At 53.6% G+C, this 14,437-nt stretch carries 11 protein-coding genes; 5 read left to right on the top strand and 6 right to left on the bottom strand.

Annotated features, from left to right (window positions below):
* The first annotated feature begins 798 nt into the window (after positions 1–798).
* Both OSC10802_RS43915 and OSC10802_RS0103660 read left to right on the top strand, forming a co-directional pair.
* Complete coding sequence (locus OSC10802_RS43915; protein ID WP_026098137.1) at positions 799–4,875, top strand: PAS domain S-box protein; 4,077 nt, start codon at positions 799–801, stop codon at positions 4,873–4,875.
* Between the two features lie 244 nt (positions 4,876–5,119).
* On the top strand, positions 5,120–6,205 hold the full coding sequence (locus OSC10802_RS0103660) for a hybrid sensor histidine kinase/response regulator (protein ID WP_017715433.1): 1,086 nt from the start codon (positions 5,120–5,122) through the stop codon (positions 6,203–6,205).
* A gap of 91 nt (positions 6,206–6,296) precedes the next feature.
* Here OSC10802_RS0103660 and OSC10802_RS0103655 read toward each other — a convergent pair whose 3' ends face one another.
* The 4 genes from OSC10802_RS0103655 to OSC10802_RS55415 all read right to left on the bottom strand — a co-directional run bounded on the left by OSC10802_RS0103655 (position 6,297) and on the right by OSC10802_RS55415 (position 7,847).
* On the bottom strand, positions 6,297–7,073 hold the full coding sequence (locus tag OSC10802_RS0103655) for an MBL fold metallo-hydrolase (RefSeq protein ID WP_017715432.1): 777 nt from the start codon (positions 7,071–7,073) through the stop codon (positions 6,297–6,299).
* A 177-nt stretch (positions 7,074–7,250) separates the two neighbouring features.
* Positions 7,251–7,472 carry a type II toxin-antitoxin system HicA family toxin gene (locus tag OSC10802_RS45760; RefSeq protein ID WP_071593268.1) on the bottom strand — a complete coding sequence of 74 codons (222 nt, stop codon included), beginning with the start codon at positions 7,470–7,472 and terminating at the stop codon, positions 7,251–7,253.
* Entirely contained in the window at positions 7,462–7,668 is a 207-nt protein-coding gene (locus tag OSC10802_RS0103645) for a type II toxin-antitoxin system HicB family antitoxin (RefSeq protein ID WP_017715431.1), read from the bottom strand. Before OSC10802_RS0103645 ends, OSC10802_RS45760 begins: the two co-directional genes overlap by 11 nt.
* Positions 7,669–7,715: 47 nt before the next feature.
* Positions 7,716–7,847: a hypothetical protein gene (locus OSC10802_RS55415; RefSeq protein ID WP_255349114.1), complete on the bottom strand. Its 132-nt coding sequence runs from the start codon at positions 7,845–7,847 to the stop codon at positions 7,716–7,718.
* Positions 7,848–7,880: 33 nt separating this feature from the next.
* On the opposite strand from OSC10802_RS55415, the gene hemE reads away from it, so the two are divergent.
* Together hemE and OSC10802_RS0103635 are read left to right on the top strand one after the other, a co-directional pair.
* The gene (gene hemE / locus OSC10802_RS0103640) at positions 7,881–8,945 is read left to right on the top strand and encodes a uroporphyrinogen decarboxylase (RefSeq protein WP_026098136.1); all 1,065 of its coding nucleotides are present in this window, start codon (positions 7,881–7,883) and stop codon (positions 8,943–8,945) included.
* Between the two features lie 224 nt (positions 8,946–9,169).
* Complete coding sequence (locus OSC10802_RS0103635) at positions 9,170–10,165, top strand: NAD-dependent epimerase/dehydratase family protein (RefSeq protein ID WP_017715429.1); 996 nt, start codon at positions 9,170–9,172, stop codon at positions 10,163–10,165.
* A 412-nt stretch (positions 10,166–10,577) separates the two neighbouring features.
* On the opposite strand, the gene gap is transcribed toward OSC10802_RS0103635, so the two are convergent.
* A complete protein-coding gene (gene gap / locus OSC10802_RS0103625) occupies positions 10,578–11,600 on the bottom strand; it encodes a type I glyceraldehyde-3-phosphate dehydrogenase (RefSeq protein WP_017715427.1) in 1,023 nt (340 codons plus the stop codon).
* 250 nt (positions 11,601–11,850) lie between these two features.
* Here gap and OSC10802_RS48735 point away from each other — a divergent pair, with 250 nt between their 5' ends.
* Entirely contained in the window at positions 11,851–12,027 is a 177-nt protein-coding gene (locus OSC10802_RS48735) for a hypothetical protein (protein WP_017715426.1), read from the top strand.
* A gap of 180 nt (positions 12,028–12,207) precedes the next feature.
* On the opposite strand, the gene pckA is transcribed toward OSC10802_RS48735, so the two are convergent.
* A complete protein-coding gene (pckA, locus tag OSC10802_RS0103615; RefSeq protein ID WP_017715425.1) occupies positions 12,208–13,908 on the bottom strand; it encodes a phosphoenolpyruvate carboxykinase (ATP) in 1,701 nt (566 codons plus the stop codon).
* Positions 13,909–14,437: the final 529 nt, after the last annotated feature.

Here is a 14,437-nt window from a genome sequence, read left to right as displayed (position 1 = left end):
TTCGCAGGCCCCCAAAGCGGGACGCCTGCGGCACCGGCAGCGAGAAACCAGAAAAAGAACCTCACACCCACCCTCTCCCGCTCCATCTCCCATAAGAAGTCTGTGAGCGAGAAAAAACCCGTTCTTGTTTTTTATAATTTTTTAATATAATAGTGTATATCGACCTATTTGCTGGATTATTAATAAATCGTTACACAAGGGGGCGGGTGATGTTCTGTGGCAGCCAGCTGCAGCCTATGCAAAATTTTTCACCGGAGAACCGTGTCCAGCGGGCGCAGCTCTCCGCTCAACATGTCGCTCCCTCCGGAAGCAGGTGGGGAGCACGGGTGCCGCACTCGCTATCGGTGAGTGAAATTGAGCTGGCTGTGTATTAAAGTAGTAAACGAAACGATTGTGGCGGCGCAAGGCAAGAGACACCGCCAGGGGGGCGAATGCCGGACACGCCGGAAGCGCGCCAGACTGACCGCTGTGAAAAACAGCAGCTTCCTGGCGTATCGCACAGGGTCTCCTGGTAAGGGGCAGATCCGGGAACCGTCCCCATGCCTGTGAAGATCCAGTGGCGATTGCAGCCGCCCCAAGGGCAGTTTCCCGCAGGGAAACCCGCCGGCGCGGGAGACAAAAGTCCAAGGGAGCCCTGGCGCTATCGCATCCGGCTTTCCCGCTGTATTGTTTGATTGTTAAATCCGATAGCAGCTTCCCAGAAAATATGGCACCTTAACAGGGCAGTCCGGGCAGCCTCAACTGAGGCGCTGTCCCCCGGAAAACTAAACACTAACTCGCTCGGGTTATTTCCTGAATATGGAATCATCACCACCGAGGCTGAACAGACAATTTGGCGCACAGCCAGTCTGCTTTCCCACGCTATCTGACATCACAGATCGCCATCCTTTAACCGTCGCACCGGCAACTCCAGTGGCGGAAGTTCTGGCTCGCATGAGCGGAAGTTGGGGGAGGCACTCTCCGCTGTGCGATGGCGGTTTATCTGGCAATCCCGCGCCTGACACTCAGCCTTTGAGGAACTGTGTGCTGGTGACAGAAGGGTTAAAGCCGGTGGGAGTGTTCGCAGCGCGAGACGCAGTTCGCTTAGCGGCACAGGGGAAAAATCTCGCTGGAGTGGCGATTGCTGAAGTGATGAGCGAGCCGGCGCACATCCTCCAACAGGGTGAATTTTGGGATGTGTTTGCGATTATCTCCCTGTTCGAGCAAAAGCACATTTGCTGTTTGCCGGTGGTGGATAGTTTGGGGAATTTGGTGGGGGTGATTGAGCCCTCCAGTCTGGGTTGCGCGCTGCCACCGGCGAGTGTGCAGAAACTGCGAAGTGTGGGAGAGGTAATGGATGCCGGTGTCGCTTGGGCTCCTGCGGACGCCTCGCTACTGAGTTTAGCGCAGCTGATGGCAGAGCGGGATGTCAGTTTTGCGGTAATATACCAGCCCAGTGCCGGCGGGAGGCTTGGGGAAGGAGGGGGAGGACAGGCGTCGAGCCTGTCCTGCTGTGGGATTGTCACGGAGAGAGAAATCGTCAGGTGTTTGGCGCTAGAATTGGATATGGCTGGGACGGCAGCTGCCGGTGCGATCAGCCCGCTTGTTTTTTGTCTCAGCCCCAGTGACAGCCTGTGGGTGGCGCATCAAGAAATGCAGCGCCGGCACGTCAGGCTGCTGGCAGTAACGGGCGCAAGCGGGGAGCTGCTGGGGACGATCGGCCAAAGCAGCGGGCTGCGACTGTTAGAGCCGGTGGAAATGTATCGCAGCGTTGAGATATTGCAGCAAAAACTTGAGAGGCTAGAAGTCGAAAAAAACGAACTGTTACAAAGCCGCAACGCCGAAATAGAAAAGCTCGTTCAGTTGCGCACTGCCGAACTGCAGCAGCAGCCGGAACAGCTCTTGAACGCAATTGCCCTGCGCATTCGCCAGTCTCTAAACCTGCAAGATATTTTTGACTGCACCGTGCGAGAAGTGCGGCAATTGCTAAATTGCGACCGAGTTTTAGTCTATCAGTTCGAGGCAGACTGGACAGGGACAATTCTGGCCGAATCAGTCGCAGGATTCCCGCCGGTGCTGGGGACTAAAATTCGAGATAGCTACTTTCAGCAAACTAAAGGCTGTGAGTATTTGCGAGGGCGCAGGCAAGTAACGGCGAACATCTATCAAGCCGGTTTAACTGACTGCCACATAAAGTTATTAGAGCGCTTCCATGTGAGAGCAATTCTGGCTGTAGGGATTGTCATTAACGAGCAGTTGTGGGGCTTGATAGTCGCTCACCAGTGCGCTCATCCCAGGGAGTGGCATCAGGAAGAGCTGGACTTATTAGAGAAACTGAGCGTGCAAATTGCCATCGCCATTCAGCAAGCCAGAGCCTTGCAGCAAGTTCAAACGGAACTTAAACAGCGCCAGAGAGCGGAAGCCGCCTTGCAGCAGCTGAACGAAAAGCTAGAAATGCGGGTGCGGGAGCGAACGGCGGAATTAGACAGCGCAGTTGAGGAATTGCACCGGCAAATTGCAGAGCGCCAGCAAGCGGAACTGGCGCTGCAAGAAGCTAACCGCAAGCTGAACAATATCTTAGAAAGCATAACTGAGGGGTTTTTCGCGCTCGACCGGCAGTGGAACTTCACCCACGTCAACTCCCTGTTAGAGCCTGTCTTGCAGCGCCCCGTATCAGAACTGCTGGGCAAGAATATCTGGGAGGAGTTTCCCGAGTTAATCGGGACGAAGTTTGAGAGAGCCTATCGCCAAGCAGCCGCAGAACAAAAGCCGGTTTCCTTTGAGGAATTATACCCCTCCGTGAATATTTGGTTTGAAGTCCGCGCCTATCCCTCGGCGGATGGGCTGTCTGTGTATTTTCGAGACATTACGCACCGCGTACAGACAGAGGAGGCGCTGCGCTACAGTGATGAGCGGTTTCGGATTGCGCTGAAAAATTCACCGATCGTTGTGTTTAATCAAGACACTGAGTTGCGCTACACCTGGATTTACAATCCAGCTTTGGGGTTCGATGCCAGCCAGGTTGTGGGAAAATTTGACTCCGACTTGTTTCTGCCTGAGGACGCGCAAAAGCTGGCAGCCATCAAGCGGGAAGTGCTGAGCACTGGTGCCGGGAAAAGGGAAGAAGTCGTCATTGGCTATAACGAGGACATTAAATGCTACGATTTGAGTGTCGATCCGTTGCAGAATGCAGACGGGGAGATTGTGGGTGTCACCTGCGCCGCGCTGGATATCACCCCGCGCAAAAAAGCGGAGCAAGCCTTGGAGGAGAGCCAGCGGTTTATTCGACAAATCGCTGACGCTACTCCTAATCTGTTATATATTTATGACCTGGAAGAAAAGCGCAATATCTACTCGAATCGAGAGGTGGCCAAAGTTCTCGGCTACACGCCGGAAGAAATTGTCGAAATGGGAGCGGGGCTTGTGCCAAATTTGGTCCATCCCGACGATTTGACAAGAGTCTTGAAGCACCACGAACGATTTGCCACAGCCAAAGATGGCGAGATCGTGGAGAGTGAGTACCGGATGAAGAACGCCTTGGGTGAGTGGCGCTGGCTTTACAGCTGGGATACCGTGTTTGCCAGAACTGCGGGCGGAACGCCCAAGCAAATTTTGGGCGCTGCTTCCGATATGACTGCGCTCAAACAAGCGGAGGAGGCGTTGCGCCAAAATAATGAAATTCTCGCCGCCACCAATGCTGAATTAGCCCGCGCCACTCGCCTGAAAGACGAGTTTCTGGCGAACATGAGTCACGAACTGCGAACGCCGCTCAATGCCATTCTTGGCATGTCGGAAGGTTTGCTAGAGGAACTGTGCGGACCTCTCACTCAGAGGCAGCGCAAGGCGATCTCTACGATTGAAAAAAGTGGCAAGCACTTGCTGGAGCTGATCAACGAGATTCTCGATCTGGCTAAAATGGAAGCGGGAAAACTGCAGCTGCACATCGCGCCGGTTGGTGTGACTAGCCTTGTGGAGTCTAGCTTGACGTTTGTCAAGCAGCAGGCTTATCAGAAAAACATCAAGCTCAGCACCCGCATTCCGGAAGGGCTGCCACAAATTGAACTGGACGATCGCCGGATGCGGCAAGTACTGATCAACCTGCTCAGTAATGCCATAAAATTTACTTGGGAGGGTGGCCGTGTGACTGTTGAAGTGGGGGTGGATGCAGAAGAACAGCTCGTCAGGTTCAGCGTCAGCGATACCGGCATTGGCATCGACCCAGAAAATATGGGCAAATTGTTCCAACCTTTCGTGCAGATTGATAGCAGTCTCTCTCGCCGGTATCAGGGGACGGGTTTGGGACTGGCTCTGGTGCGGCGGATTGTAGAATTGCACGAGGGGAGTGTCAGCTTCGAGAGCGAACTGGGGAAGGGGAGTCGCTTCACCGTGGCTCTTCCTGCCATCCGGCAGAAAAGAGCACTATCCACCGATCGCCCACTCCCAGTAACCGGCTGCCAGCTAGCAGCGGTCAGCTCTGCTGCCCAGCTCGCTGAAAGTGGGGAGCGAGCGCCAGATTCCCCATTAATCTTACTGGCGGAGGATAACGAGGGGAACATTGAGACGATTTCAAATTACTTGCTTTCTGCTGGATACCGGCTAGTTTTAGCTAAAAATGGCCGGGAAGCAATCAGCATGGCTCAACAGCACAAGCCCTCTCTAATTTTGATGGATATTCAAATGCCGGAGATGGATGGCTTGAGCGCCACCGCTCAGATTCGCTCCCACTGCGACATGGCAACCATTCCGATTATTGCCCTCACCGCTCTAGCCATGCCCGGCGATAGAGAGAAATGCCTAGCGGCGGGGGCTGACGCCTATATGATCAAGCCGGTGAGTTTCAAACAGCTCGTGAAAACTCTTCAAGATTTGTTGGGAAAGAACTACATGGACAGCTAGAAACTCAAGGTTTTGCGCCTTGAATTTGCGCTATATTCTTTTTTATCGATCGCATTATTACTGAAAATGCGATTTTTGGGCTGCGTTTATTTTGTTGCCGATTTAAGCCATGATAAATCTGTCCCTGCGAGATAGTTCCGCAGTCGGAGGGAACGCCGGCCCTCAATGTCCGCTGCCACTTTGGCTAGTGCTATAATAGACCTCCGGCTAGTTAAATTTGCCCCCTTTTAGAGGAACGAGTCCTATGAGTTCTGTTTTAGTTGTAGATGACGAACTGACAAATTTTGATGTCATTGAGCTGTTGCTGTCAGGAGAAGGTTATGACTTGAGCTATGCCGCTAGTGGCCGTGAAACCTTGAATCTTTTAGAGTCCAATCAACCGGATGTTATTTTATTAGACCTGCTGATGCCGGAACTCGATGGGATGGAGGTCTGCCGGCAGATTAAAGCCAATCCCAGTTGGCGGCACATCCCGATTATCATGGTGACGTCACTGAACTCTAAAGAAGATTTGGCCCGCTGCATTGAAGCCGGTGCGGATGACTTTATCGGCAAGCCGGTCAGTTTCCTAGAACTTCGCTCCAGAATCCGTTCCATGCTGCGTATCAAAAAACAGTATGACGATCTGCAACTCGCGTTAAACTCCCTCAAAGCGGCGCTACAGTTAAGGGAGGACATGTCGCACATGGTCGTACACGACATGAGAAATCCACTCACTAATATTTTAGCTTCCAGCCAGCTAATGTTACTGACTGACCTGCAAGAAAAGCAGCGACATCACCTGGATAAAATTCACACTTCAGGCCAGCAGTTACTTTCGCTCACCGACGATTTGTTGATGCTGGCAAAGGTGGAAGCGGGAAAACTGACCCTCAACCGGGTTGATGTAGATATCTCCTATCTAGCTCAGCGAGCGATCTCAGATTTCCAAGACATAGCCCAGCAGAAAAATATTGAGCTAGTCAGCGATTTGCCCGAACCGGGAACCTGGATTTTACTGGACGTCAATTTATTCCGCCGCGTTTTCGATAACTTGCTCTCAAATGCGCTCAAGTTTTCCCAGCCCGGGAGTCAAATCCTCGTGCGAATAGACTACCCAGTGGGGCGGGAAACCCAAGCCAGGATTCGCATTTCCGACCAAGGCTTGGGAATTAGTGAAGAACTCCACCAGCGTATTTTTGAAAAGTATGAAGTGGGAGATATAGCCAGTGATGTTTCTCAAATTGGCTTAGGTTTGGCCTTCTGTAAAATGGTGATTGAAGCGCACGGCGGCAAGATATTTGTGGGATCCAATTACCCTCAAGGCTCAGTATTTACTGTGGAAATTTAACCGTGTGGGTGCGTTTCTTCTTCTTGGGGGAACGCTTCGGGCGGCCAGAAACCGGGTAACTTCTGCGAAACCCGGTTTCTTGAGCTATTTGCTAAACCAAGGCGCGCTTTTCCAGTTGCAGTTCAAAAGGTTCGCCTGGGATAGGCTCAATCACCCGCGTCGAGAGATTGTTCTGTTGCAGCAACGAGCGAAATTCACCCACAGTTCCGGCAGTCCGAAGCACAGACGCCAGCAATCCCTCATAAACCACATCCCCACCGGCAGCCGTGGGCAGCATCACTTGGGGCTGGAGCATTTTAGCCAATTCTAGAGCACTTTTGGTGCCCCTGATAATTGGCCCTACCAGAGGCAGCCCTAAGTCGATAATCGGGGCGATAACCGCATCCACCGGCGCTTCTTCTTTCAATGATGGCGAGTGATACCCGTGCGGTTCGTAATAAAGGGTTGTGCCGGCATCCAAATCCTTGAGCAGATAGCCATTTTCCACGACTTGCGGGCCAAGTGGCGATCCGGGAGTGGCTTTGATTTGCAGTTTGTTGGCGAGGGTGAGGGTTTCGCCGTGCGCGAGTGCCGTAACTCGGGTGTAACCCAACTGTTGCGCAACTTTGGCGGCGCTGGGAGAACCGGCAACGGGAATCGTTTTGTCCAGCAGCTGCAAGGTGGGCGGGTGGGCGTGATCTTCCAATCCCTGCGACAGGAGAACATGGTCGATGTTTTCCGGAATCGGGCGCGGGTTGCGCTTGTCGCCTTTGAACAGCCAGGGGAGGTTTCCAAAGATTAACGAGCCGGTCAGCCAGGGGTCAAGGAGGACTCGCTGTCCGGCCATGTCAATCAGCCAAGAGTTGCTGTCTAACCAGGTCAGTTGCATAGTGCGTGTGGGATGATGGCTGATTTTATTGTAAGCGGCTGTTACATTTATTTACAATGTGGGGGTGCCGGCTGGTGGGGGTGCCGGTGGAGCCGCTCTCAGCTGTTGAATCTCAGCTGGTTGAGAATATTGTTAAATGAATGCGCGGTCTTATTATGGAAAGTAGCTAATGCCCAATCACAAGGCTTCAAACTCATCAGGACTCAACCCGACTTGCCGTAAAATACTCCCAAGTGTGCCAACTGCTACCTCTTTATGACAGGGCACTGTTGCGGTGCGGGTTCCATCAGGCAAGTATATGGCAAACTTGACATGGCTCCCTTTTTGTGCTACTTCCGTGAAGCCGGCAGCCTCTAATTTCCGTTTAACCTCACGGTAGGGGAAAGGTCTAAGCGGCACCGACTTCCACCTCTACCTTCCGCACCGGCGGCACTACAGTAGCGCAAGGCGGCTCAAAATGCAGTTCCAAAGCTTCAGTCAGATTAGCCAGCGCTGTAGCTTCTGTTTCCCCCTGACTGGCAATGTCAACCTCTAAACACTGCGCCACAAACCATTTACCCTCTTGCCACACGCTTGCAGGAAACGTTTGTTTCATAACTGATTCCTTTTGCCACCACAGTCTCTGATATTTATTATGTCACATCAACTGCCGGCAAGCATGCCGGTGCTGCGCTTCAGCCCCCCAGCCACCCACCGGCCCGCCCCCCGGAGCCGGCCCAAATGTGAAGAATTGTAAACGATCGAGAGGGAATCGCTGGGTGGTAAGCTGGACATTGCCGTGCAAGATATAAATAAGGTAAAGCCCAGATGGCAGTGTCAACCCAGGTTCCCTATCTATTAAGGGCAGCTCGCGGTGAAAAATTAGAGCGTCCTCCTGTGTGGATGATGAGACAGGCCGGTCGCTACATGAAAGCATATCGGGAGCTGCGGGAGAAATATCCCTCATTTCGGGAACGCTCAGAGAACGTGGAACTGGCCGTAGAAATCTCCCTGCAACCCTTTCGGGCCTTTCAGCCAGATGGAGTGATCCTGTTCTCGGATATCCTCACCCCCCTGCCTGGGATTGGCATTCCCTTCGACATCATCGAAAGCAAAGGGCCGATCATTGAGCCGGCCATCCGCAGCTGGGAGCAAATCGAGCAGCTGCGCCCCCTGAATCCAGAAGAGTCCCTCCCCTTCGTCCGGGAAATCTTGCAAACCCTGCGGCGGGAAGTCGAGGACAAAGCCACAGTCCTCGGCTTCGTCGGTGCCCCCTGGACTCTAGCAGCCTACGCCATTGAAGGCAAATCCTCCAAAGACTACACCGTGATTAAGGGCATGGCCTTCAAAGAGTCGGCCATGCTGCACGCCTTCCTGGCCAAACTGGCAGATTCGATAGCCGTGTATGTCCGCTACCAGATAGACTCTGGTGCCCAAGTGGTGCAGATGTTCGACTCTTGGGCCGGCCAGCTGAGTCCCACAGACTACGAAACCTTTGCCTTGCCCTACCAGCGGCGAGTCGTAGAACAGGTCAAAGCCACCCACCCCGAAACGCCCCTGATCCTATACATTAATGGCAGTGCCGGCATCCTGGATCGCATGCCCAAATCGGGAGTGGATATCGTCAGCGTGGACTGGACCGTCGATATGGCCGAGGCGCGGCAGCGTTTGGGCCCCAACGTCGGCGTGCAGGGGAATATCGACCCCTGCGCCCTGTTCGGTTCCAAAGACTTCATCCGCGAGCGCATCCTGGACACCATTCGCAAAGCCGGCAATCGGGGCCACATCCTGAACCTGGGTCACGGGATTTTACCCGGAACCCCAGAGGAAAATGCGGCTTACTTCTTTGAAACTGCCAAACAGGCGGACAAATTACTGTCTGTCCATGCCTAGAAGAGTGCGGAGTGAAAAGTAAGGAGTGACGGATTGGGGGCAAAGGGAGTTGGGATGACATCTTCGCATCCCCATATAAAGGGGGAGGCGGAGCCTCCCTGTTCTCGTTCCCAGGCAGAGGCGGGGAACGAGGAAATCGCCCCTAAACCCTGATCTAAAACTCCTCGCTCGCACTCAAAACACTCTGTATCCAAGCCCGGTAGAGCCGGTGTTTAAAAAGCCCCATGACCTCGAAGCGGATTTTAGTGACTGGCGCTAGTGGCTGCATTGGTCACTACATCACCCAAGCCCTGATTAGGGAAACCAAGCACGAACTGTTCCTGCTAGTCAGGGACCCGGACAAACTGCAATTTGATTGCAAAGCCCGTCCCGGCATCAACATTATCAAAGCCGATCTGCGGGACATCGAGTACCACGCCGAGCTGATCGGAACCATGAATGCCGCCGTTCTAGCAGCCACCGCTTGGGGGGGTGCCCAAGCGGTGTTTGATGTCAATGTCGGCAAAACCGTCCGCCTGATCAACTTGCTCAACCCAGAACTCTGCGAGCAAGTGATTTACTTTTCCACAGCCAGCGTACTTGACCAAAACAACCAATTGCTCAAGGAAGCTGGTCAGCTGGGTACGGACTACATCCGCTCCAAGTACGAATGCTTGGGCCAGCTGTCTCGATTGCCGCTCGCCAAGCGGATTACAACCCTGTTTCCCACCCTGGTACTCGGGGGAGACAGCCAGCACCCCTACTCCCACCTTTCCTCAGGTTTGCCAGATGTGGCGAGATGGATTGACCTGATTCGCTTTTTCCAAGCGGACGGCAGTTTCCATTTCATCCACGGCAAAGACATTGCCACTGTAGTTCTCCACCTGCTGAAAAATCCCCCAGAGCCCGACGCTCCCAGACAGTTCGTATTGGGAAATCAGCCAATAACGGTCAACGAGGCAGTGGAAGAAGTTTGCGCCTATCTGAATAAAAAAATTTATTTTCGCCTGACCTTGGCTCATTGGCTGGCGGAAATTTTAATTGTGCTGTTCCGAATTCAGCTCGCTCCCTGGGACAGGTTCTGCCTGAACTACCGGCATTTCACTTACACAAATCCTGTCAGCCCAGCAACATTTGGCCTGCCGGCGTACTGCAGGACTTTCACAGACGTGCTGAAACTCAGCCGGATTCCCGACCGGCGCACCACTCCCGCTCAGCTCGCACCGAGCGAGCAAGAGTGATATCTCTCGTTCCGGGGCGGGCACGGGGACTATTGGTGTCAACTTAAGCTGTGTCCCATAGTCTCCCGGCGGTTGTAGCCGCCCTTGGCGGCTACAACCGCCGGGTAACCGCAGCTATACAGACAAAACCCGCCTGCGCGGGTTTTAAGATTGTAGCTATTCTCTTAAGTCCGCGTAGGCGGACTTTGTTTGTGTAGCCGCGATTTCAATCGCCAGGAGCTTAAGTTGACACCAGTGCCGCCCCGGAGCGAGGTGATAGAGATGAATAGCGCAAATTTAATGCGCAACAGCTCAGTATTTTTTCCTGAGGCTGAAAAGGCTTTACTGCTGCCTTTCTCAATCCAAAATCCGGGCATCCAAAATCCAAAATTGGTATAAGCCTCATCTCTCAGGTGGCGAAAACCGGCTGGCACTAACCCTTAGCCGCCATTGCCAGAATCAGGTCGATCATGCGCATCGAATAGCCCCACTCATTGTCGTACCAAGCGACGACTTTGAAGAAATTCGAGTTTAGCTCAATTCCAGCACCGGCATCAAAAATGCTAGAATGGGTGTCTCCCGTGAAGTCTGAGGAAACCACATCGTCTTCGGTATATCCCAGAATCCCTTTGAGCTCCCCTTCCGATGCCGCCTTCATAACCGCACAAATTTCTTTGTAGCTGGTTGCCTTTTCAGTGCGGAAAGTCAGATCCACCACCGACACATCGGGAGTGGGCACGCGCAATGCCATGCCGGTGAGCTTGCCTTTCAGTTCCGGCAGCACCAGAGTCACAGCTTTCGCTGCGCCGGTGGAAGCGGGGATGATATTCTGAGGAGCGCCGCGCCCGCCTCGCAGGTCTTTTTTACTGGGCCCGTCCACAGTCGGCTGCGTGGCCGTCATGGCGTGGACAGTCGTCATCAGCCCCTCAGCCATGCCAAAGTTTTCGTGAATCACTTTAGCAACAGGAGCGAGACAGTTCGTTGTGCAGCTAGCGTTGGAAACGACCGTGTGCTTGCTGGGGTCGTATGTGTGATGGTTGACACCCACCAGCAGGGTTGGCACTTTTTCGGGATCTTTTTCTTTCGTAGGAGCGGAGATAACTACCCGTTTCGCTCCCGCCTTCAGGTGCTTTGAGGCCCCTTCATAATCGGTAAACAAACCGGTAGACTCAACAACATACTCCACGCCGTATTTACCCCAAGGCAGTTCCTCTGGGTTTTTCACTGAAACCACAGGGATAAACTTCCCGTTGACCACAATTCCGTCTTCTTTGGCTTCAACGGTGCCTTTGAAACGACCGTGCGTTGAGTCGTACTTCAACAAATAAGCGATACTCTCTGGTGGCACCAGGTCATTAATGCAGCAAAACTCAATTTCTGGATGATCGAGTCCGGCACGGAACACCAGTCGCCCGATGCGACCAAATCCATTGATGCCTACCTTGACGGTTGCCATGAAACAAGCTCCTTTTGGTTTTTTTTGACAGCCCCTACCTTTGAAACAGACAGTCTTCCACCGGCAGCAGAGCCGGGAGCATCCCATTTTTGCAATCCCCCTCACCCCCAGCCCCTCTCCCACAAGGGGAGAGGGGAGAATTCTTGATATTTCCCCCCCTCTCCCTTCATGGGAGAGGGGGTTAGGGGGGTGAGGGTGACAGTCTTTGCTTGCTTCGGGATGCTCCCGCAGAGCCGGCAAAGAATAAAGAATGCTGTCCGTTTTGTCTGGCAATAACCTCGCCCCAGCTGTGGCGATAGGGCATACAGCTGTCAGGGAGGAAGCAGTCATCAAGAATGATACCGTCGCCCCTTTCGGTCAAAACAAAGCCCAAATGCCTGCAAAGCAAGTCAGGGTAAAGCTTTTGTCGCGATTGGCTCATCCGTAAAGCCTTTAGGAAAGTTTTAGTTTCTGTCACAGTAGGGTGGGCAGGCGAGACGCCTGCCCTACGCCTATACCTTGTATAGCGGTTCTGAGTTGGATGAACGTATTTGCCCAGAAACCCGGTTTCTTAAAGAAACCGGGTTTCTCAGTACCTTACTGAGCTGTCTGCTGCGATAACAGCTTGTCAGACTTCCATCAGACAGCACGCCTCAGCGGCAGCACCGGCTCCGACAATATCCAGGCAAGCGCTCTTAAACTGCTTGAAGTTGTCCACAAACCGCTGCGCCAGATCCAGCGCCTGCCGGTCATAAGCGTCTTTATCGCTCCAAGTCTGCCTCGGATCGAGGATTTCTCCGGGCACCCCCGGCACCGCCTCCGGCACCAATATCTTAAATATAGGGTGGGGGCGGAACCTCACCGCATCCAAATGGCCATTGAGCGCCGCACTCACCATCGCCCGCGTATATTTTATCGGAATGCGGCGGCCAACTCCATAGGGCCCGCCTGACCAGCCGGTATTCACCAAATACACCGGCACCTTGTGGTGTTCGAGGCGAACGCCCAGCATCTGGGCGTACACCGTTGCGGACAGGGGCAGGAACGGCTTGCCGAAACACGACGAGAACGTCACCTGCGGTTCCGCAATCCCGCGCTCCGTACCCGCCAGCTTGCTAGTGTAGCCCGACAGGAAGTGGTACATCGCCTGCTCTTTCGTCAGCTTGGCAATCGGCGGGAGAACCCCAAAAGCGTCCGCTGTCAGGAAGATAACCGTCTTGGGATGGCCACCGGCACCCGGAATCACGCAATTGGGAATATACTCCACCGGATAGGCCACTCGGGTATTCTCCGTCAGGCTGCCGTCATCATAATCCGGCACGCGAGTCTGCGGATCGAGGACGACGTTTTCCATCATCGCCCCAAACCGGATCGCCTCCCAGATCTGCGGCTCATTTTCCTTAGAAAGCTTAATCGTCTTGGCGTAGCAGCCGCCCTCGAAGTTGAACACCCCATCATCCGACCAGCCGTGCTCGTCATCCCCAATCAGGTGCAGGTTGGGATCTGCCGAGAGGGTGGTCTTGCCGGTGCCCGAAAGGCCAAAGAACAGAGCCGTGTGGCCGGTGTCATCCATGTTTGCAGAACAGTGCATGGGGAGGACGTTCCGCTTTGTCATGAAATAATTCATCAGGGAGAATACCGATTTTTTGATTTCACCGGCATACTTAGACCCCCCGACAATCACCATTTTTTTGCCGATGTTAATAACGATGAAAGCTTCTGAATTAATCCCATCGTCTTCCGGCTCTCCGTGCAGCCCTGGAACTGCAATCACCGTGAAGTCAGCCTGATGGCGCTCCAGTTCTTCGGGTGCCGGTCGCAGGAAAAGCTGCTGGGCGAAAAGGTTCTGCGACGCCATCTCGTTAATCACCCTGACGCCGAAACGGTAGTTGGGGTCAGCGCCGACATAGCCATCAAAGATATAGAGGTCGCGCCCCTGCACATAGGAAATCACCCGCCGGTACAGCTTGTGAAAATTCTCCTCCGAGATGGGAATATTGACCTTATTCCAGTGGATTTCATCCCGGCTCTCAGGCTCGACAACAATAAATTTATCATTAGGCGACCGGCCCGTGTATTTGCCGGTTTTGACCGCCAGAGCACCATTAGCGGCCAAAACGCCTTCTCCGCGCGCCAAAGCGTGCTCCACCAGCCTCGCCACCGGCAGGTTGCGGTACACGCGGCAGAGGTTTTTCATCCCCAGAGACTCCAGCCCGTATGTTTGGCTGTTGTGTGCCCCCCCTTCATTGTGGGCCAAGGTCTGTTCGAGCAGCTGGGGTATGCGCCCATCTCGATCCAAATGGCAGTGCACCTTCTTTTGACTGTCCATATCAGAACCTCCTGTATGTTTGGCCGCCCCTTCAGTCCTGTCACCGGCTGCCGCCGTGACATATAACCCAATTGAGGCGCAATTTTAACGGTGTTTCGGTCGTTGCGAGCTGATTTGCCCGTGGCGAATCAGCTCGCAGATCCCTGTTGCAGAGGGGAGTTGAACGAGCTACTGAAACTGCCGGCATAATGGTTGCCAATTTAAGTGTTATTACGGGGAGGCCCGCTCAACACCGGCATGGGGATCAGAGGTTTATTTAAGAGAATGGCTGAAAACAGCAAAACTCCCTGTTCTGTTTTGGAGGAGCGCCAGCGAGTCCCCGCTGCCTGGACTGAGCGACCTTGCCAGCCTGCGATCGGGGAAGTTTGCAGCTCAACTTCTAACTAATATTGTATACAGCGATACCGAAACAGGCTAAAAAAGTCAAAAACTTTAAATTTCCTCGAACTCGGACCGAGAAAACTTTACATTCGCGAGAGTTTTATCGGGTGGGGTAAGCATTAAAACTCAGCAGGGTGCGGTAATAGGG

The sequence above is a fragment of the Kamptonema formosum PCC 10802 genome (genome assembly GCF_000332335.1).
Lineage (GTDB): Bacteria > Cyanobacteriota > Cyanobacteriia > Cyanobacteriales > Oscillatoriaceae > Oscillatoria.
Note: the sequence above shows the minus strand (reverse complement) of the source record. Positions and strands in the feature narration are given on the sequence as shown.